This is a genomic window from Eubacteriaceae bacterium Marseille-Q4139 (genome assembly GCA_018223415.1).
GTDB lineage: Bacteria > Bacillota > Clostridia > Lachnospirales > Lachnospiraceae > CABSIM01.
The window spans coordinates 864,241-883,663 of record JAGTTQ010000001.1 but is presented as its reverse complement, the minus strand read 5'-3'; the positions used below and the strand labels follow the sequence as shown (position 1 = coordinate 883,663).

The following is a 19,423-nucleotide window of genomic DNA, read 5'->3' as shown; positions in this document are numbered from 1 at the left end:
CCAATCGATTTCCAAAAACAACTCTAAATCAGCCCATCAAGCTCCGTATATTCCATTCCAAAGCTCACAGCCACATTTTCACACGTCAGCTTGCCGTCGTAGGTGTTGACGCCGGACTTCATAACCGGATTCTTTCTGCATGCATCCTCCAGGCCATGGGCAGCGATCTCCAGGCCGTAGCGCAGCGTGGCGTTTGTGAGGGCGATGGTGGAGGTTCTGGGGACGGCGCCCGGCATGTTGCCGACGCAGTAATGGACGATGCCGTCCACCGTGAAAATCGGATCGTCGTGGTACGTGACCTTGGTGGTCTCACAGCAGCCGCCCTGGTCAACAGCCACGTCGACGATGACGCTTCCCGGCTTCATTTCCTTTAAATACTCCCGCTTCATGAGCTTCGGCGCGGCCTTTCCGGGAATCAGGACAGCGCCCACCACCAGGTCGGCGTCTTTTACGGCGTGCTCGATGTTGGCGTCGTTGCTGACGAGGGTCTGGATCCTGGCGCCGAAAATATCGTCCAGGTAGGCAAGGCGCGGAAGGCTGATGTCAAGAACCGTCACGTTGGCACCCATGCCCACGGCGATCTTGCAGGCGTTCGTCCCCACAGAGCCGCCGCCTAAGATCACGACGTTGGCTTTCGGAGTGCCGGGGACGCCGGCTAAAAGGACGCCGGAGCCGCCGAAGGTCTTTTCCAAATATTTGGCACCTTCCTGGACGCTTAAGCGGCCTGCGATCTGGCTCATGGGCGCGAGGAGCGGGATACTGCCGTCAGTCTCAATTAACGTCTCGTAGGCGAAGCCCCTCATGCCGGAAGCCAGCATGGCATCGGTGAGCGGCTTGTCGGCAGCCAGATGCAGGTAGGTGTAAAGGATCAGATCTCTGCGGAAATACTGGTATTCTTCGGGGAGCGGTTCCTTCACCTTTACCATCATGTCCACGTTGTCCCAGACCTCTTTTGCCGATCCGATGAGCTTTGCGCCGGCTTTTTCATATTCGGCATCGGTAAAGCCGGAACCCAGGCCTGCGCCGGCCTCGATCCAGACCTCATGGCCGGCATTTTTATAGCTCTTTGCATTGGACGGCGTCAGGCCCACGCGGTATTCTCTGTTCTTGATTTCCTTCACGCATCCGATTTTCATGACAGAACCTCCTTACTGTTAGAATTTTGTTTTTGAGGAATGATTGATTGGACAAATTTATTATACTGCTTTTGAATTGTTGTTACAATAATAAACAGAGCTGTCCGAAAACTTTTTTTGGATGAATTTTTTGTGGATTCACCTGTATTTATGGGAATTGCATCGTGATATAACCTGAAAACATATCTGGCATGAAAAAGTTTTACTTGCATTTTTGAGAATCATGTGTATAATAAAACTAACATTTTGGGAAAGGAGAACGCAGATTATGATCGCAGGGCGTGCTTTTGACCTGGTACTATCCGCAGTCGTGATTCGAATTATCGTCAGCATTATCGTCGTGTGCGAGAATGCTTATTTGCGTTATGCTGAACCCAAGGTGATTCCATCCATGACATGCTGATCGGAAACAAAGAAAGAGTATGTTGGGAACCCCACAGCACAACGCTGCGGGGTTCTTTTTGTAGCACAAGCCAAATATGCGCTGCAAAAGCCCCCGGACGGCGTGGGACAGAAAACAGCGAGGAGAGAAGAATATGAAAATGAATGGTGCAAGAATCCTGGTGGAGGAGCTGATCCGCCAGGGGACAGAGGTGATCTTCGGATATCCGGGCGGCTCCGTCTTAAATATTTACGATGAGCTTTATCTGGCTTCGGACAGGATCCGCCACGTTTTAAGCGCCCATGAGCAGGGGGCGGCCCATGCGGCCGACGGCTATGCCAGGGCCAGCGGGAAGACCGGCGTCGTCCTTGCCACCAGCGGCCCGGGAGCCACGAACCTGGTGACGGGGATCGCAAACGCATATCTCGATTCCGTCCCGATGGTGGCCGTGACGGGCAACGTGGCCGTGAATAATCTGGGAAAAGACTCCTTTCAGGAGGTGGATATCGTCGGTGTCACGCAGCCTGTGGTAAAACATAATTTTATGGTGCGCGACGTGAGCGAACTCCAGAAGACGATCAAAGAGGCCTTTGCCATTGCAAACGCCGGAAGGAAAGGCCCCGTCCTCATCGACATCCCGAAAAACGTCCAGATCGACGAGTGGGAGTACGATGAAAACATGGAAGAGCCCCACGTGGGGAAGAAGACGGAATGCGGGAAAAACGACATTTCGGAAGTCCTGGAGATGATAAAGAAGGCGGAGCGGCCGTTCATCTATGCCGGCGGCGGCGTTCTGGCTTCCGGCGCGGAGGAGGAAGTCCTGGAGCTTTCCAGACGGATTGACGCCCCTGTGGGCCTCAGCATGATGGGAATCACGGCGATTCCGGCCTCTTATCCATTGAATCTCGGCATGTGCGGCATGCATGGACGGTACGCCTCCATCATGGCACAGTCGGACTGTGATCTTTTGATCGCCGTCGGCGTCCGGTTTTCCGACCGGGCCACAGGCGATGTGGACGAATATACGAAAAAGTGCATGACCGTGCATATCGACATCGACCGGGCGGAAATCGGGAAAAATGTAAGCCCGGATGTGAGCCTCTGGGGCGATGTAAAGGAAATCCTGACAAAGCTCTTAAAGGAAGTGCCGGCCTGCACTCATCCGGAGTGGCGGAAAAAGGTCGAAGAATATAAGAATGCTGACGTGCTGCCTCATGACAGTGCTTTCAGCCCGTCTGCCATCATCGGCGAGGTGAAGAACCACTGCCGCCCGGAGACCATCGTGGCGACGGACGTGGGCCAGCATCAGATGTGGACCGTCCAGCACTTCCCCTTCGAGAAGCCGAGGACGCTTTTAACCTCCGGCGGATTGGGAACCATGGGCTACGGCATGGGCGCTGCCATCGGCGGCTGCATCGCCTGCGGCAGGAAGCGCACCGTCCTCTTTACCGGCGACGGCAGCTTCGGCATGAATTTAAACGAGATGGCGACGGCTGTGAGCCAGAACCTGCCTCTCACGATTATCGTCATGAACAACGACGTGCTCGGCATGGTAAGGCAGTGGCAGGGGATTTTCTACGGCGGCCGGTACTCCCAGACGACCCTTGATAGGAAGACGGATTTTGCGGCCCTGTCCCGTGCTTTTGGTGCAAAGGGCTTTACGGCCTTTACGATGAACGATTTAAAGGATGCGCTGCGGGAGGCCGACGGAAGCGACGGGCCGGTTCTCATCGACTGCCACATCGGCATGGATGAGAAGGTGCTGCCGATGATCCCGCCGGGACGTTCCGCAAAGGATATCATTGTGAAAGGATAAGGGCATATGGAAGAGAGATTTGCAGTAGGGCTGATTGTCAACAATAAATTCGGCGTTCTGAACCGGATTGCCGGGCTTTACGCCAAGCGGTGCTATAACATCGACGCCCTTTCCGTTGGGACGACGGAAAATCCGGAGTATTCCAGAATGACCATCGTCTCCACAGGGGATGAATATATGAAAGAACAGGTGGTGCGCCAGTTAGAAAAGCTCATCGACGTGAAAGCGGTCATGCTTTTAGAGGCGGCAGACGCCGAGTTTGCACAGCACATGTTCATAAAAATGCACCTGACCGGAACCCAGCGCGGTTCCTCCAAGCATCAGGTTTTGGATCTCATCAACCAGTACGGCGGAAAGGTCGTGGATTTCGGCGAGGAACACCTGACGGCCGAAATCACGGGGACGCTGGAGAAGGTGGAGTCCTTCATCGAGAAGGTCAGGGGCTTTGGAATTTTGGAACTCAGCCGTTCGGGAGACATTGCCATCGGCTTAGGGATAGAAAACACGCTTCGCGCGGAGTAAATTTTATTGAATAAAAGGAGAAAAAAACTATGGCAACGATGTACTATGAAAGAGACTGCAACCTTGGACTTTTAGACGGAAAGAAAGTGGCTGTCATCGGCTACGGCTCCCAGGGCCATGCCCATGCGTTAAACTTAAGAGACTCCGGCGTGGACGTTGTCGTGGGCCTTTATGAGGGCTCCAAGTCCGCAGTGAAGGCAAAAGAAGACGGCTTTACGGTTATGAATACGGCGGACGCTGTGAAGGCATCCGATATCATTATGATTCTTGTAAACGACGAGAAGCAGGCTGCTTTGTACCAGAAGGACATCAAGGAAAACCTGTCCGAGGGAAAGACCCTCTGCTTTGCACACGGCTTCAACATCCACTTTAAGCAGATCATCCCGCCGGCAGACGTAAACGTCATCATGATCGCGCCGAAGGGCCCGGGCCACACCGTCCGCTCCCAGTACGTTTCCGGAAAGGGCGTTCCCTGCCTTGTTGCCGTTTATCAGGATCCGTCCGGAAATTCCATGGAGGTTGCAAAGGCTTATGCGGCAGGCATCGGCGGCGCAAGAGGCGGAATCCTTGAGACGACATTTAAAGAGGAGACCGAGACAGACCTCTTCGGCGAGCAGGCCGTTCTCTGCGGCGGCGTGACGGCCCTGATGGAAGCCGGCTTCAACACGCTTGTGGAGGCAGGCTACAAGCCGGAGAACGCATATTTCGAGTGCATCCATGAGATGAAGCTGATTGTCGATCTGATCTTCAACGCCGGCTTCGAGGGCATGCGCTATTCCATCTCCGATACGGCTGAATTCGGCGACTACGAGACCGGCTCCAGAATCATTAATGACGCTGTAAAGCAGGAGATGAAGCAGGTATTAAAGGAAATCCAGGACGGCAGCTTTGCGAAGAAGTGGATTCTGGAAAACCAGGTGGGACGGACGACCTTCAACGCCAAGAGAGAGGCATCCGCCAACACGCTGGCTGCTAAGACAGGACGCGAGCTCCGCGCAAAGATGGGCTGGAAGCAGACCCAGGATCTTGACGAAGCAAAATAATAAAGCAGGAGAGAAGAGGGCCGGCCGGCAGGATTCCATCACGGGTTCTGCCGGGACACGGCCCTTTGGAGGTGGATTATGAGATCGGATCAGGTAAAAAAAGGCGTGGAACATGCGCCGCACCGCTCGCTTCTTAAAGCGGACGGATACAACGACGAACAGCTTAAGAGGCCTTTTATCGGCATCGTCAATTCCTTCAACGAGGTTGCGCCGGGCCACATCCATTTGCAGACCATCGCCAGGGCCGTAAAGGACGGCGTGCTGGCGGCCGGCGGCACGCCTATGGAGTTCAACACCATCGGCGTCTGCGACGGCATCGCCATGGGACACGAGGGCATGCGGTTCTCCTTAAGCTCCAGGGAGCTGATCGCCGATACCATCGAGTGCATGGTGACGGGGCACTGCTTTGACGCCCTGGTGTTCATTCCAAACTGTGACAAAATTGTGCCGGGAATGTTGATGGCGGCGCTGCGGCTCAACCTGCCCTGCGTGTTCGTGTCCGGCGGGCCCATGCTGTCCATTGATAAGAGAGATCTGAACTCTGTTTTTGAGGCCGTCGGAGCCAGGAAAGCAGGGCTCATTGACGACGAGGAGCTGGCGGAAATCGAGGGTTCAAGCTGTCCCGGCTGCGGCTCCTGCTCCGGCATGTTTACGGCAAACTCCATGAACTGCCTGACGGAGGTTCTTGGCCTCGGACTTCCCGGAAACGGGACGATCCCGGCAGTTTACGGCGAGCGGATCCGTCTTGCGAAGACGGCTGGAATGCTGGTGATGAAGGTGCTGGAACAGAATTTAAGGCCGCGGGATATTGTGACGGAAAAGGCTTTTGAGAATGCGCTGACGACAGACATGGCCCTTGGCTGTTCCACCAACTCGGCGCTCCATCTCTTAGCCATTGCCCACGAGGCGGGCATTAACCTTGACCTTCACATGATCAACGAGATCAGCGAGCGGACGCCGAACCTCTGTCATCTGGCTCCGGCCGGACATCACCACATGCAGGATCTCTTAAAGGCAGGCGGCATTCAGGCTGTCATGAAAGAGCTTTACGACGCCGGCATGCTGCACGGCGACTGCATGACTGTCACGGGAAAGACCGTGGCAGAGGCCGTGGAGAAGGCGGAAAACAGGGACAAAGAGGTGATCCGCCCCATCGACAACCCGTATTCCAAAACAGGCGGGCTTGCCGTCCTGTTCGGAAATCTGGCTCCCAACGGCGCCATTGTAAAGCGGTCGGCCGTGAAGCCGGAGATGCTTAAGAACACCGGCACAGCCAGGTGCTTTGATTCCGAGGAAGAAGCCATCGCGGCCATTTACGACGGGAAAATCGTCCCGGGAGACGTGGTGATTATCCGCTATGAGGGGCCGTCTGGCGGCCCGGGCATGCGGGAGATGTTGTCGCCCACGTCAGCCATCGTCGGCATGAAGCTTGACACCACCGTGGCGCTTCTCACCGACGGGCGGTTCTCCGGCGCTTCCTGCGGCGCGGCCATCGGCCATATTTCCCCGGAGGCGGCAGCCGGCGGCCCCATCGCCTATGTGAAGGACGGAGATAAGATCCAGATCGATATCCCCAATTACAGCTTAATGCTTCTTGTTTCCAACGAGGAGATGGAGGAGCGGAAGAAGACTATGAAATTAAAGGAGCCGAAAGAGCTTACCGGGTATCTCAAACGGTATGCGCGGATGGTTTCCTCTGCGGATAAGGGAGCCATTGTAGAATAGCATGAATCATATTGTTTCCAATCTTCTTGTTTACGGCTCGCTGCCGGAGGACTCGATCCTCTGGCAGCTTTCCGAAATCTGTGCCGCCCTGGAAAACGGGACGGAGAAAAAGGACGTCTTAAGGCGCCGGGTATTTGAGCAGGTAAAGCGGATCCTCATGCTGGGGACGGAATATGCCTTCGACAAAAATCTCTGGCACAACTATCTGACCTTCCTCTTAATCACGAATGAAAACCCCTTTAGCCTCGTGTGCGAAAAGATGGGAGCGAAGGAAGGCACCGTCAACTCCTTTGTAAAGACGGATTTTAAGATGTTCCGGGCGCTGTTTGACTATGATTTTGGCCGCCTGGAGACGGAGCTGGAGACGGATTGCTTTACGAAGCTCTGCCATTATCAGGCCATCGAGAAAAAAGAGCTGATGTACAACCGGAATGTCAGCGAGAAGGTGCGGGGCTTAAGTGAAAAGCTGGAAAAGGCAGCAGATGAGGAAGAATTTTTCGATCTGGTGACCGGGTTTTATAAGGACTACGGCGTCGGCATGTTCGGCCTCAATAAGGCGTTCCGGATTGCGGAAAACGGAGATGGAACCGTCCGCTTCCTGCCGGTCAACAACATGGATGCCGTGCTTTTGGACGATCTGATCGGCTATGAGACCCAGAAGGCGCGGCTCGTGGAGAATACGCGTGCCTTTGTCGAGGGGCGGACGGCCAACAATGTGCTGTTGTTCGGCGACAGCGGCACCGGCAAATCCACCAGCATCAAGGCCGTCGTCAATGAGTTCTACCCGATGGGCCTGCGGATGATTGAGATTTACAAGCACCAGTTCAAAGACCTGTCGGCCATCATCGGCCAGATCAAGAACCGCAACTATCGCTTCATTATCTATATGGATGATCTGTCCTTTGAGGAGTTTGAGATTGAGTACAAGTTCTTAAAGGCCGTCATCGAGGGCGGCGTGGAGACGAAGCCGGACAACATCCTGATCTATGCCACGTCGAACCGCAGGCATTTAATCCGTGAGACCTTTAAAGACAGGGACGACATGGAACATGGAGAAGACCTGCACCGCTCCGATACTTTGGAGGAGAAGCTTTCCCTTGTGAACCGGTTCGGCCTTACGATTTTCTTTGCAAAGCCAAACCGTACCGATTTCTACGACATGGCCGTGAAGCTTGCAAGGCGGGCTGGGATAACGGAGGAAGAAATTTCCGACGAGGAGATCTGCCATGAGGCAAACAAGTTTGAGATGCGCGGCGGCGGCCTGTCCGGGCGGACGGCGCAGCAGTTTGTGAATGCCTTAGGCGGAAAAAGATAAAGGAAAAGAAGCAGCGCCTTTCCCGCGGCATCTGCCGCAGGAGAGACACTGCTCCTTTTTTGTTACCAGATCTTCGGCCTTTCTTCCGGGGCGACGTACATGCCGTCGCCTTCTTTGATCCCGAAGGCCTCATAGAAGCCGTCTGTCGCGGAGAGGACGGCATTGACACGGATTTTCGGCTGTGCATGGGTATTGACTGCCATGTTGGCGGCCAGGGCTTCGTCCCGTATTTTCTGAGCCCAGAGACCGGCATAAGCCGTGTACATTTCTTTCAAATCATATCCCTCGTTCTCTGCAATTTCCGTGATGCAGGAGACGGCACCAAGATCGGCAATGTTTTCGGAAAGCGTCTGCGTCCCGTTTACGGGGATCCCCTGAACCTCCATGGCGCCATAGTAGTCCACGACTTTTCCGGAAAGCTCCATAAACTTTTCCCTGTCCTCATCCGTCCACCAGTTGCGGATATTTCCGTTTTCATCATACTGGGAGCCGTTGTCATCGAAGGCGTGAGTGATCTCATGGGCGACTACCATGCCGATGCGCCCAAGGTTTTCGGCGTCGGAGGCCTTGGGGCTGTAAAACGGATCCTGGAGGATGCCGGCCAGAAACGTGATGCTGTTGCTGTCAGGCGAATAATAGGCATTGACCGACTGGGGCGTCATCACCCAGAGGGCTTTGTTGACGGGCTCGTCTTTTGAGGAGAAGTTATAGTCGATATCAGCCTTTTGGTAAGCCAGATGGTTTTCCACATAGAGGCCGCCGTCTTCCGGGCGGGTCAGGGAAATGGGATGAAGATCCTGGGGCCAGACTTCCGGCATGCCGATCTGAACATCCAGCGTATCCAGCTTTTTTATGGCCTCGGCACGGGTCTCTTGGCTCATCCAGTCCATATTTTGAAGCCTGCTTCGGAATACCGCTACAACCTGGCTTACGATTTTTTCGATATCTTCCGTTGTTTCCGGTGCAAAATACTCTTCACAGTACAGACGGCCGCATTCAAAACCGAGAGTTTCCTGAACCTGTTCGGAGACGATAGTCTCAAAGGGTTTGGCAGTTTCCAATCCTTGAATGGCGGTGTTATAGGACATGCGGGCATCGAAGGAGGCAATGTCCATGTAGGGGGCAAGGTCGTTGTGGACAGTGATTTTTACATATTCCTTTAAGAGCGGGAGATTTTCTTCGGTCAGCCAGGAGGCCGTCTTTCGGGCAAGCTCCGTATCCAAGACGATGAGCATTTCGTCCGGCCGTATTCCGTAGATATCCGTCAGGGTTTCCATGGAAATCTTGCCGTTAAACAGCTCTTCCAGGTCAGAGGCTTCAAAGACATTGTATGTTAAGCTGGCATCATACAGTTCCGCTGCCGTCAGGGATACGGAAGCCCAATCCTTCATCATATCTGAAGTTCTCTTAACTGAGGCGGCCGCGTCCTCTTCTGACATCCCTTCGATTTGGCAGAGCTCTTCCAGATAGGCGAGGTATGCGCTGTTCTGTGCCTGTACCTGTTCGTCTTCTGAAAACCATTCCTCCCTGCTCAAATGCGTGTCGGAATTTAAAAGGTAAAGGACATTTTTGCCGGAATCGGCGCCGTCGACACCGTAATAGAGGCCGAACAGGCTGCCGTATCCATATTCTCTCTGGAAACGGGCGCAGACCTCGAGAAGCTCGGAAATCGTCTCTGCGGCGTCGACCTTCTCAAAAAAGGCAGAGACGGTCGGGCCGAAGCCGTTTTCGTTTCTGGTCTCCTGATCCATGGCAGTAAGATAATAGGCGGCAATGTTAGAATGATCGCTCCCGGAGACTGCATCGGGGGTTTCTGCGGCGGTTTTTATGATCTGTCCGATCCGCTCCAGGTTATCTTCTCCGAGTTTGGCAAACCAGCCCACGGAGGACTGATCCTCCGGGATTTCCCACTGGGAAAGCAGATCATGATTGACTGACTCGTAAAAGTCGTCTTCAAGAGCCGGGATTTGGCTGGCTGTGCCCGAAGAGGGAGCGGCAGCCGCTTCGGTTTCGGCCGGAGCAGATATGGATGTTTCCGGTTCCTTTGCGGGCTCCGCCGGCGCATTGGCCGCACAGCCGGTGAGGAATGCAGCAAAAAGGGCGGATATTCCGAAAAGAAGGCCTGTAAGGCGTGAAGTTTGATGAGACATGGCGGGCTCCTTTCTGATTGATAGATGGTTTTATCATATCATAAAAAATATCTTTTGCATAGGAAGCGGTTTTTCTGTTTTTGCGGCTCTCTTGTAAATTCCGCGGACATCATATATACTTTGGTTAAAGAACTGTGCCTAAAATACGGACGGAAACGGAGGAATGCGATATGCTGGAGGAATTAAAGCAGAAGGTCTATGAAGCCAATATGGAGCTTCCAAAGCGCGGGCTCATTACATACACATGGGGAAACGCAAGCGGGATCGACAGGGAGAGCGGCCTTTTCGTCATAAAGCCGAGCGGCGTGGACTATGACAGGCTGAGGCCGGAGGACATGGTCGTTATGAATCTTTCGGGAGAGCGGGTCGAGGGGCGTTTAAACCCGTCGTCTGATACGGCGACCCATCTGGAGCTGTATCGGGCGTACCCGGAAATCGGCGGAGTTGTCCATACTCACTCTCCGATGGCGACGTCCTGGGCCCAGGCCGGCCGTGGAATCCCTTGTTATGGGACGACCCATGCCGACTATTTTTACGGTGAGATTCCCTGCGCGAGGAATCTGACGGAAGAAGAAATTGAGGACGGGTATGAGCGGAATACGGGGCTTGTGATTGTCGAGACAATGGAGGGGAAAAATCCCATGCATGTGCCGGGCATCCTCTGTAAAAACCATGGGCCGTTCACCTGGGGAAAGGACGCGGCCGAGGCTGTCCACAATGCGGTGGTTCTGGAAGAGGTGGCGAAGATGGCCGTCTTTACGGAGCTGCTAAACAAAACGGTTCAGCCGGCGCCCCGGTGCCTTCAGGATAAGCATTTTATGAGAAAGCATGGGCCCAAGGCGTATTATGGGCAGGCGGATGCAGACATCGTTAAATAGGAAGAAATACGTGTGAGGAAAATCCCCGGGAGAGTGAGGAAGCTCTTTTCGAGGATTTTTCTGTGTTTTCGGAAGAACACGGGAGAATGGGAATGTGCATGAGATAGAATGTGACGAATCTATATTTATGGAAAGCAAATAAACCTGCAAAATAAGGAATATTATGCATATTTTTGAAAAAATAAAAAGGCGGAAACATTGACAGGAAAACGGTTTCGATATATAATAAAAAAGCAATTATATAGACTTTTAGGCAAACTTACAGAAATGTAAGGACGCAAAGTTAGAAGCCTTAGGTGTGGGAACCGGCATGCGGCCGATGGAAACACAAGGTAGTTCGGCTGCAGGCAGGGATTCTTGTTTGCAGTCTTTTTTTATTTCACCCAAATTAAAATTTCAATAGAAGATGCTCCGGTTTTCCTTCGGATGCCATCAATAAATTCAGTTATTCATATACTGTAAAATAATAGAACAGGGGTTCTGAGATGAATAAGGTAAATCTATTGAACGTACAGGTGAATAATGAGACGAAGCAGGAAGCTCTGGCGCATATGGCGTCGTTAATTGAAACTGGGAGATAATACTTTTGTGAGAGATAAAGAAGAAAAATTGCTTTTTATGGGAGCATCCATCGGGACAGAGGAAGCTGTTTCATATGCCAGGGAACAAGGGGTTTATACAATTTTAACTGCACAGAATGCGCCTGAAAACGGAGAAGAAAAATTTGGTGCGGATGAATACTGGAATATTGATCTGGCAGATCTGGTTTCTTTAGAGAAAAAATGCAGGAAGGAGAAGGTGACCGGCATTTTTGCGGCGACAAGTGAATTTTGCCTGGACATGAGCGGTGAGCTGTGTAAACGTGTTGGGCTCCCCTTTTATGCCTCGGATGCAGGCTGGGCAGCTTCACGGGACAAAAGATTTTTTAAACAATGCTGTAAAGAGTGCGGATTGACAGTGCCGAAAGAATACCCTTTGGATAAGCTGGTCAGCGGTGAAGCCTCGAGCAGTATCTCCTATCCGATTGTTGTAAAGCCGGCGGACAGCTGTGCAAGGCAAGGGGTTTCCGTTTGTAAAAACAGGGATGAACTGTTGGCGGGATATCAGAAGGCCATGCAAGCCTCACCGGGAAAAAAGTGTTTGGCAGAAGAATTTGTTAAAGGGATGGAAACGACCTTTTTTTATTATCTTCAGGATGGAAAGGCCGTTTTTATTGGATGTGAGGATACCAAGTACATTGACGTTGGAGGAAATCATACATCCGGTATTTTGTTATATCCGGGAAGAGAAACAGAAAGTTTCTTGAAAAAGGATCACCATAAAATAGAAACATTGTTCCGTAAACTTTCATGCAAATGGGGAGTTGCCTTTTTGCAGGCAATTTTAAAAGATGGTGAATACTATTTTCTGGAAATGGGATATCGTCTGGACGCCGTTTATTCGTGGAGTATTTTAGCTTCGCTCACTGGATTTCATTCAGTACGGTATATGGTTGATTTGGCACGAGGGAAAGTTGGAACCAGCAGTTCTTTGAAGGAGCGTACAGCGATTCTCATGTCAAAAAAAGAGATAGGCGTCATGTATTTAATTTGGGCGAAGGCTGGCCGGGTCGATAAAGTTATTGGGCTGGAAACAGTGAGAAGCATGCCGGGAGTTTCAGTCCTTTTGGAACGCTACGGAGAGGGAGACTTCATTGAAAACAGTGCTTCTATGCGTCAGATCGCATATCAGATCAGTATTTTATCCGGAGATATGAAGGAGATTGCAGAGAAGATAAAGATAATCAACAACGTTTTACAGATGTATGACGAGAACGGAGAGAATCTGCTGTTGCCATTCCAGGCTTTTGAGGAGCTGGAATTTGAAAAGGAGGAAGATTGAGATGGCTAAAAGTGAGCTGTTCCGCAGTGCAATCATTGGAGGCTATAATAAAGCCGATGTTATGGAATATGTTGGAAAACTGGAAAAAGAGATTGAACGTCTTCAGGTGCTGGAAAAAACAGCTACGGAACTGGAGCAGACTGTCAGTGGGCTTCTTGCTGAGAAGAAGACAGAACAGCTGATGGAAATTCCAGAGAAACCAGAAGTGCACGAAGAAAACGAAATCCTGTCAGAGGAACAGGAAGGGCTGGATATTCTGAAAGAAAAGGCTCAAAAATATGATGAAAGTTATGGTGCAATTAAGCAACTGCTTCTCGACTCGAGAATTGAGGCACAAGTTCTTTTGACGGATGCAAGGCAGAAGGCAGCCGGAATTATCCGGGAAGCAGAAGAACAGGCAGAGATGTTGAGGGCAGAAGCCAGAAGCAGGCTTAACCGTGAGCTCCTTCAGTTCCGTGGGAGTGCAGGGAATATACAGCAGGAACTGGAAAACATGCAGGATTGTGTACAAGTTATTTTACATCAGATTTCAGAAGAATCTGAAAAACTTATGTTGCCTTCAAAGGAGGATTCCTCAAACACAGGGGATGAACGTCTCAAGGCAGGAGAAAATGCGTCGGCTGTATTTGAGTATGCAGAAGATAAAGAAATGTTCAATACAGCTGCTGTCTGTGAGGAAGAAGCGGAAATCGATGTGGAGCCTGAAAAGCCAGATGTCGATGAAGAAGGGGTATCGGAAGCGGTGCAGTGATGGAGGATTTTAGAAAAGAACAAATATTGTCTGTCAGGCGGAAAAAGAAAAGGATGAGGAAAATTGTTTTGTCTGCTTTAGTCGTCTTTTTTTGCAGCTTGATTGGATTTAATTTGTATATAAATGAGTCCTTTGGAATTACATATTATACCGTTTGCTCTGAAAAAATCGGTTCTGATATACGCGCGGTTCTTCTTGCGGATCTTCACTGCAAAGAGTACGGCCATAAAAATGAAAAGCTTGTGGAGGCAATTGCCGAACAAAAGCCGGATATGATTCTGATCGCAGGAGATATGGTGAATTATGACAACCGGGATATAAGTGTTGCCGTAGAACTTTGCAGGGATTTGGTGGAAATAGCTCCGGTTTATTACTGCTATGGAAATCATGAAGCTGTACTTATGCATGGACTTCCGGAATCAGAGAGACTGGCTGTGGACGAGTATATTAGACAGACAGGCACCACTTTTTTTTATAATAATTTTATCACGGCTACGGTGAATGGGAATACCATAGAGATTGGAGGCTTTCAGGGAACATCCCATGGAGAAGGGTTTGAGGAGTGGATTAAGAATCCGCTGGAAGAATTTGAAGCCTCTGATCATTTCAAGCTGCTGATCTCTCATTTCCCAGGATTATATTATGAGGGAATAAAAGCAGATGTTAACGCAGATCTGGCAGTGGCTGCTCATTATCATGGCGGATTGATAAGACTGCCGATCTTTGGCGGACTGTATCATCCTGATGACGGCTTTTTTCCGCGATATTCCGGCGGAGAGTATCGTTTGGAACATGCAACACTCATTGTCAGCCGGGGACTTGGAGATCATGAATGGATACCGCGGATAAATAATCAGCCGGAGTTGGTTGTTATAGATATTACAGGGAAAGAGGGAATGCAGGAATGATAAATACAGAATTGATTGCGGAAGTATTATTAGGATATGTCGTCATTTTAATTCCTGCCATAGTCATATTAGGGATTGTTCTTTTGGCGGTTCTTCGTCCGGAAAAAAATCTGGCACGGACAGTTCAGGGGAATTTGAGACTGTGGCGGGGAAAGCTGCCTGTAATGATTCTGTGCGGGCTCTTGTTTTTTGCTGTATGTGCGGGGAAAGAAGTTCTTCGGCATCGTCTGGCATCTTCCGTAACCATCAATTACAATTATCCGGAGGCTTCTGTCGGTCAGAATCCTAATGGAACAAAATTTACTGCGATGAATGACATTCTTTCGGATGAGGTTATGAATGAACTGATAGCGGCATGTGGACTGGAAAATATGACTGCTGAGGAATTAAGAAAGGGATTTAAAGTTACACCGATAAATATCAACGAAGCGGTATCTCTGGAGCAGCCCTATGTAGCAACAGAGTATGTGGTACGTTACGAAGCATCTTCTGACAGACCGAATGTACGCCCGCAAAAAATCATGGAGGAATTTTCTGAAATTTACAGAGAGTTTTTTGCCAGTACATATGCCATGAATACATCTGCTTTAAACCTGGATTTTGGGCGGCTGGAGGATGTTGATTATTTGGATGTGACAACGATTCTATCTTCTATGGCGACGAACCTTCAGGTGTATTTGAGTGAATGTGGAAATGAGAACCGCAGTTTTGTTTCTGAGGCAACTGGAGAGAGCTTTTCGTCTCTAAATCAAAAGCTGAGTAATTTTATTGACATTGCCATGGAGAATTATTGGGCATTTGTTCTTAAAAATGGCATATCCAACGATAAATCACAGTATATTGGTAAATTGAATTATGATAACAGAAACCTGAACACAGATTACAGAAAGAGCCTTGCGTTATATCAGATATACCTGGAAGCAGTAGAGATGTACCAGAGGGATCTGGCGACAATTGTACTTGTGCCGACCCGGGATGAAAACGGGGAATTCTACATGTCCAGGACAAAACTGGGGGTTGATGACTTTTCTCAGGGAGCAGAAAATGCATCTGCGAATGCTTCTAATTTGGCTCTTGAAATCGAAGGGAATAACCACACAATAAGGCAGTTGCAGCAGAATAATGCAGATAATTTTATGGTTGCTGAAGCGGAGGAAATGATTGCTTCGCTTAAGACAGAACTTTCCGCGCTGTCAGAGGCTGCGGTTGAAACCATTAAGGAGTATGAAGAGAAAAGCTCCAATAATTATATTGCGATTGTTGCTCCTGAGCTGAAAGGGCAGCTCGTTTCTATTCTGATGGCGGCTGCAAAGCAGACGGTGATGTTTTTGGCTCTTGTAGTACTGCTGATACTTTTTATGCCTGAAAAGAGCGGAAGAAAAGGAAGAGAGGGGAAACGATAAAAATGAAACAATTTGATTTATTCAAATACATAAAAAAATTTCAGATCCCAATTTTCCTTTTTTCTCTAATTGCAGGGATTGCCGGCTTTGTGACATTAAGCGGGATGCAGAGCTATACAGCCAGTGCAATTATTCGATATGCAAATGCCGGAGCTGTCAATGGAGTGGCACCCGATGGTACGGAGATTGACACTACGGAAATATATTCATCCAAAGTAATTGCGGAAGCCCTGAAAAAAATGGGGTTAGAAGACAGCAATTACAGCGTTGATGACCTTCGGTCTCGCGTGACGGTGACAGCAATTCGGACGGAAGGGCAGGAAGCCATAGATGCTGCCAAAATTACGCAGGGTGAACCGATTGAGGAACTGCCCGTAGATTATGAGGTGTCCTTTACCGCAGTCAAAAAAGATGAGGGCGCGTTATCAATGGAAGAATTTGCCAGACAGTTTCTGGATCAAATGCTGGATGTATATGTTGCGTTTTATGGGGAGAAGCATATCAATACCGGAACGGCCTCAAACGACATTTCAGGACTGAATATGCAGAATTATGACTACCTGGAAATGGCGGAAATTATCAATGCTTCCATTGAAAATGCTCAGGCAAGTATTTTGCAGACAGAGAATTCTGCCGGCAATTTCCGATCTTCACGAACAGGATATTCCTTTTCTGATTTACGCAGAGAATTTAATATGTTGGATGAAGTAGAAATGTCCAATGTCTTTTCATATATTCTCGAAAATAGAGTGACAAAAAATCCTGATGTTCTGATCGCGAAGTATGAAAATCGTATTCATGAACATGAGATGAACAATGAAAACAGTGAGGAGCAGGTTGCCTATATTAACCGGATTATCGATACTTATGTAACAATGATGCGGGAGTCCGGGAATACAAACATTACATATGAATACATCCTGAATGAGGTTCATGACAGCTTTTATACAGATGAGAATGATGTTATCCAGCATGTAGATCAGACAGTGGAGTACGATCAGCTTTTGGAGAGCTACATATCCGAGAGAAGCGAGTATGAGAATGCTCTGATTGATATTGCATATTGTCAATATATTATAGATTTATATCGCGGAACGATTTCTGAAAACTCAGGCATTGCTGTTGAAACCGGAAATCTGGACGAGGCATTGGCAGAGGCCAGAGAGGATGCGGCTGCGGTGGTGGCAAATGAAGCGCAGGATCCTGCGGCAGATGCAGAAGCGCAGGAAACGGAGCAGACGCCGCTGACGGCAGAGAATGTCGTAACTGTCAGTACACCGGAGGTGCAGGAAACGGCAGATAATATGATCAGCAGCCTGGTTGAAAAACTGAATGAGCTGTATAAGGTACTGGAGACAGTCAACAGTGAGTACAATGAATACGCAGGAGCACAAAATGTCAACATGGTTGCCAGCGTTGCACTCCGGCAGGGAATCAATCTTTGGATGTACACGGTGCTGATTGTTATCGTATTCGGATTGATTGGATGCATTGGAGCGGTTGTGACGGGAAGGCTCCAGGATATTTTTGAGTGGTATGTGTATGTGGACCGGCATCTTGGAATCCCTAATCGGGCAGCCTGTGATCAGAAGATTTTGCAGTATAGCAAGAGCCTTCTGAAAGATGAGTTTGTCTGTATAGCGATCAATATCCCGTATTTGAAAGAGAAGAATCGAAAGTACGGACGTGAGAGAACGGACGCGATGATTGATGAATTCATCATGATGGTTAAAAACATTTTCTCCCATGAAGAAAAGAGCTTTTTGGGCGTTAATGGCGTTGGGCAATTTTTGGTGTTTGGCGAGGACATGACGTATAAACGCGCTTGTGCATATATGGAGCAGCTGCGCAGAAATGCGGCAGAGTATAATCGAATTGCGGATTGCCGTATTGAATATACGGCCGGTATAGCGGAAGCAGGTCGGAATGATGAATACCGCATTAAGAATCTGCTGCTTCAGGCGCTTCAGGAACCGTTAGCAAGCGCGGGCATTCAGGCCGATGGAGCGGAAACGGCAGAAGCAAAGATGCAGAAGACGGGAATGGGCAATCGTTCTGATGAAAAGACAGAAATGGAGATTACGAATGCAGATAATACGGTTTCTGCGATGAAAATGCCGGAAGAAGCAGCGGACACTGGCGAGACACAGACGCTGCCGAATCAGACGGAGCTGATAGAACAGAAACTGGAAGAACTCCGCAAGGCCCTGGAAAAGAAATCCTGATTATATTAACTTAAGGAGATTGGGCACAGATGAATGTACGTAACATCCTGCTTTCAATTTTATACTTTTTAAGTGCGGTTCCTACCTACTATTTGTATGAAGGAAGTATCTCTATCGGCGGATTTGGATTTATGTATTGCTATCTGGCGCCCATTCCTTTTATTGTCTTAGCCTTCGGCATATTTCTGGTAAATCCGGATGTTGAGCGCATGATTCAGGTAGTAAAGATGATGCTTATATTAGCATTCCCTCTGCTTTTGACAGTGCTTTACTCTTTTTTGATCTGGATTGCCAATTTTTCTGCTTTTCGTGTTATGACGAGAGGACTGTTTTTTGTTGTCTATCAGCTGATTGCCATTGCGATGGCCGGAGCGGCCACCTACTGTTTTGGGAAAAGAGCGGTTTATTATCAGATGGCTGCCCTGTTAATTGCATTTTTGATGGTAGTATTCCCATTGATTCGTGAAGGCGGTATGGCGGAATTCCTTCGTCAGTACGTTCAGCTGATATTGAGCGGGTCAGCTGAGACGGGATATATGATGCAGACCATTGAGAGAGCTGGCTTTGCCCATGGGATAGGGATCTACATATTCTACCTGATTTTGACCTGGAAAGAAAATAAAATCAATCTTTTTCTGCTTCTTATTGCAATACCTGTGTTCCTTACCGGCTTTAAACGAAGTGCACTGGTAGGAATTTCGGTAGGGCTCACTGCATACCTGGTTGTTGCTGTTACACCCAAAGCATGGCAGGTTCGGATGGCAAAAACAATTATTATTGTAATGCTCGTCAGCGGCCTGGCTTATATTGCGGTTGTAGCGACCGGATTGCTCGGTAAGGCGGCGGAAATGATGCAGATCGATTCCATGGGACGCGTGGAGATTTATGAAAGTATGAGGCCGTATTATGAGTTTGACTTTTCTTATATGGGAAGAGGATTAGGTTATGTTTCCTATATGATTTGGAACGGTCTGATTGATGTGGGGGATGAGTTCGCCGGCGATATTCATAATGATCTGCTTCGGCAGTATATTGAGCTGGGAATGATAGGGTTTATCGTCTGGATAGTCCTGTATTTTTACTGGAGGCTGGAAATGCTGGCCAAGTCTATGGATATGAAATACAGAGCAGTTCTTCTCGCGATTTTTGCATATTGTTTTGGGTGTTATCTGACAGAAAATATGTATTACAATTTCAGAGTGAATCTTGCGATTGCGGTGGTCATATTTTCATACGCCTTTCAAAGAATGGAAGAGCATACGCCGGAGACAGGAGGGAGAGCTTGAAC

General features: G+C 49.3%; 14 protein-coding genes and 1 riboswitch. Of the genes, 12 read left to right on the top strand and 2 right to left on the bottom strand.

Annotated elements, in window-relative coordinates; all coding sequences use genetic code 11:
* Positions 1-23: 23 nt before the first annotated feature.
* Positions 24-1,136, bottom strand: coding sequence for an alanine dehydrogenase (ald, locus tag KE531_04240; GenBank protein MBR9952840.1), 1,113 nt, complete (start codon positions 1,134-1,136; stop codon positions 24-26).
* Positions 1,137-1,672: 536 nt separating this feature from the next.
* Between ald and ilvB the strand changes: the two genes are divergently transcribed.
* From ilvB to KE531_04215, 5 genes are all read left to right on the top strand, one after another.
* Positions 1,673-3,334 (top strand): biosynthetic-type acetolactate synthase large subunit, encoded by a 1,662-nt coding sequence (gene ilvB, locus KE531_04235; protein ID MBR9952839.1) that lies wholly within the window; start codon positions 1,673-1,675, stop codon positions 3,332-3,334.
* Between the two features lie 6 nt (positions 3,335-3,340).
* Positions 3,341-3,856: an acetolactate synthase small subunit gene (ilvN, locus tag KE531_04230; GenBank protein MBR9952838.1), complete on the top strand. Its 516-nt coding sequence runs from the start codon at positions 3,341-3,343 to the stop codon at positions 3,854-3,856.
* A 29-nt stretch (positions 3,857-3,885) separates the two neighbouring features.
* The gene (ilvC, locus tag KE531_04225; GenBank protein ID MBR9952837.1) at positions 3,886-4,899 is read left to right on the top strand and encodes a ketol-acid reductoisomerase; all 1,014 of its coding nucleotides are present in this window, start codon (positions 3,886-3,888) and stop codon (positions 4,897-4,899) included.
* A gap of 78 nt (positions 4,900-4,977) precedes the next feature.
* Complete coding sequence (gene ilvD, locus KE531_04220) at positions 4,978-6,624, top strand: dihydroxy-acid dehydratase (protein MBR9952836.1); 1,647 nt, start codon at positions 4,978-4,980, stop codon at positions 6,622-6,624.
* A gap of 1 nt (position 6,625) precedes the next feature.
* Positions 6,626-7,939: an ATP-binding protein gene (locus KE531_04215; GenBank protein ID MBR9952835.1), complete on the top strand. Its 1,314-nt coding sequence runs from the start codon at positions 6,626-6,628 to the stop codon at positions 7,937-7,939.
* Between the two features lie 62 nt (positions 7,940-8,001).
* On the opposite strand, the gene KE531_04210 is transcribed toward KE531_04215, so the two are convergent.
* The gene (locus tag KE531_04210; GenBank protein MBR9952834.1) at positions 8,002-10,089 is read right to left on the bottom strand and encodes a M13 family metallopeptidase; all 2,088 of its coding nucleotides are present in this window, start codon (positions 10,087-10,089) and stop codon (positions 8,002-8,004) included.
* Positions 10,090-10,259: 170 nt separating this feature from the next.
* Here KE531_04210 and KE531_04205 point away from each other — a divergent pair, with 170 nt between their 5' ends.
* From KE531_04205 to KE531_04175, 7 genes are all read left to right on the top strand, one after another.
* Entirely contained in the window at positions 10,260-10,967 is a 708-nt protein-coding gene (locus KE531_04205) for an L-ribulose-5-phosphate 4-epimerase (protein ID MBR9952833.1), read from the top strand.
* A 242-nt stretch (positions 10,968-11,209) separates the two neighbouring features.
* Positions 11,210-11,316, top strand: a riboswitch (cyclic di-GMP riboswitch).
* A gap of 239 nt (positions 11,317-11,555) precedes the next feature.
* Complete coding sequence (locus tag KE531_04200; GenBank protein MBR9952832.1) at positions 11,556-12,848, top strand: ATP-grasp domain-containing protein; 1,293 nt, start codon at positions 11,556-11,558, stop codon at positions 12,846-12,848.
* Position 12,849: 1 nt separating this feature from the next.
* Positions 12,850-13,599 (top strand): hypothetical protein, encoded by a 750-nt coding sequence (locus tag KE531_04195; GenBank protein ID MBR9952831.1) that lies wholly within the window; start codon positions 12,850-12,852, stop codon positions 13,597-13,599.
* Positions 13,599-14,507, top strand: a complete 909-nt coding sequence (locus tag KE531_04190; GenBank protein ID MBR9952830.1) for a metallophosphoesterase — start codon at positions 13,599-13,601, stop codon at positions 14,505-14,507. The genes KE531_04195 and KE531_04190 overlap by 1 nt, the downstream gene beginning before the upstream one ends.
* The gene (locus KE531_04185; protein MBR9952829.1) at positions 14,504-15,910 is read left to right on the top strand and encodes a hypothetical protein; all 1,407 of its coding nucleotides are present in this window, start codon (positions 14,504-14,506) and stop codon (positions 15,908-15,910) included. Before KE531_04190 ends, KE531_04185 begins: the two co-directional genes overlap by 4 nt.
* Before the next feature lie 2 nt (positions 15,911-15,912).
* Complete coding sequence (locus tag KE531_04180; GenBank protein MBR9952828.1) at positions 15,913-18,135, top strand: GGDEF domain-containing protein; 2,223 nt, start codon at positions 15,913-15,915, stop codon at positions 18,133-18,135.
* Between the two features lie 29 nt (positions 18,136-18,164).
* Positions 18,165-19,421, top strand: coding sequence for an O-antigen ligase domain-containing protein (locus KE531_04175; protein ID MBR9952827.1), 1,257 nt, complete (start codon positions 18,165-18,167; stop codon positions 19,419-19,421).
* Positions 19,422-19,423 lie beyond the last annotated feature (2 nt).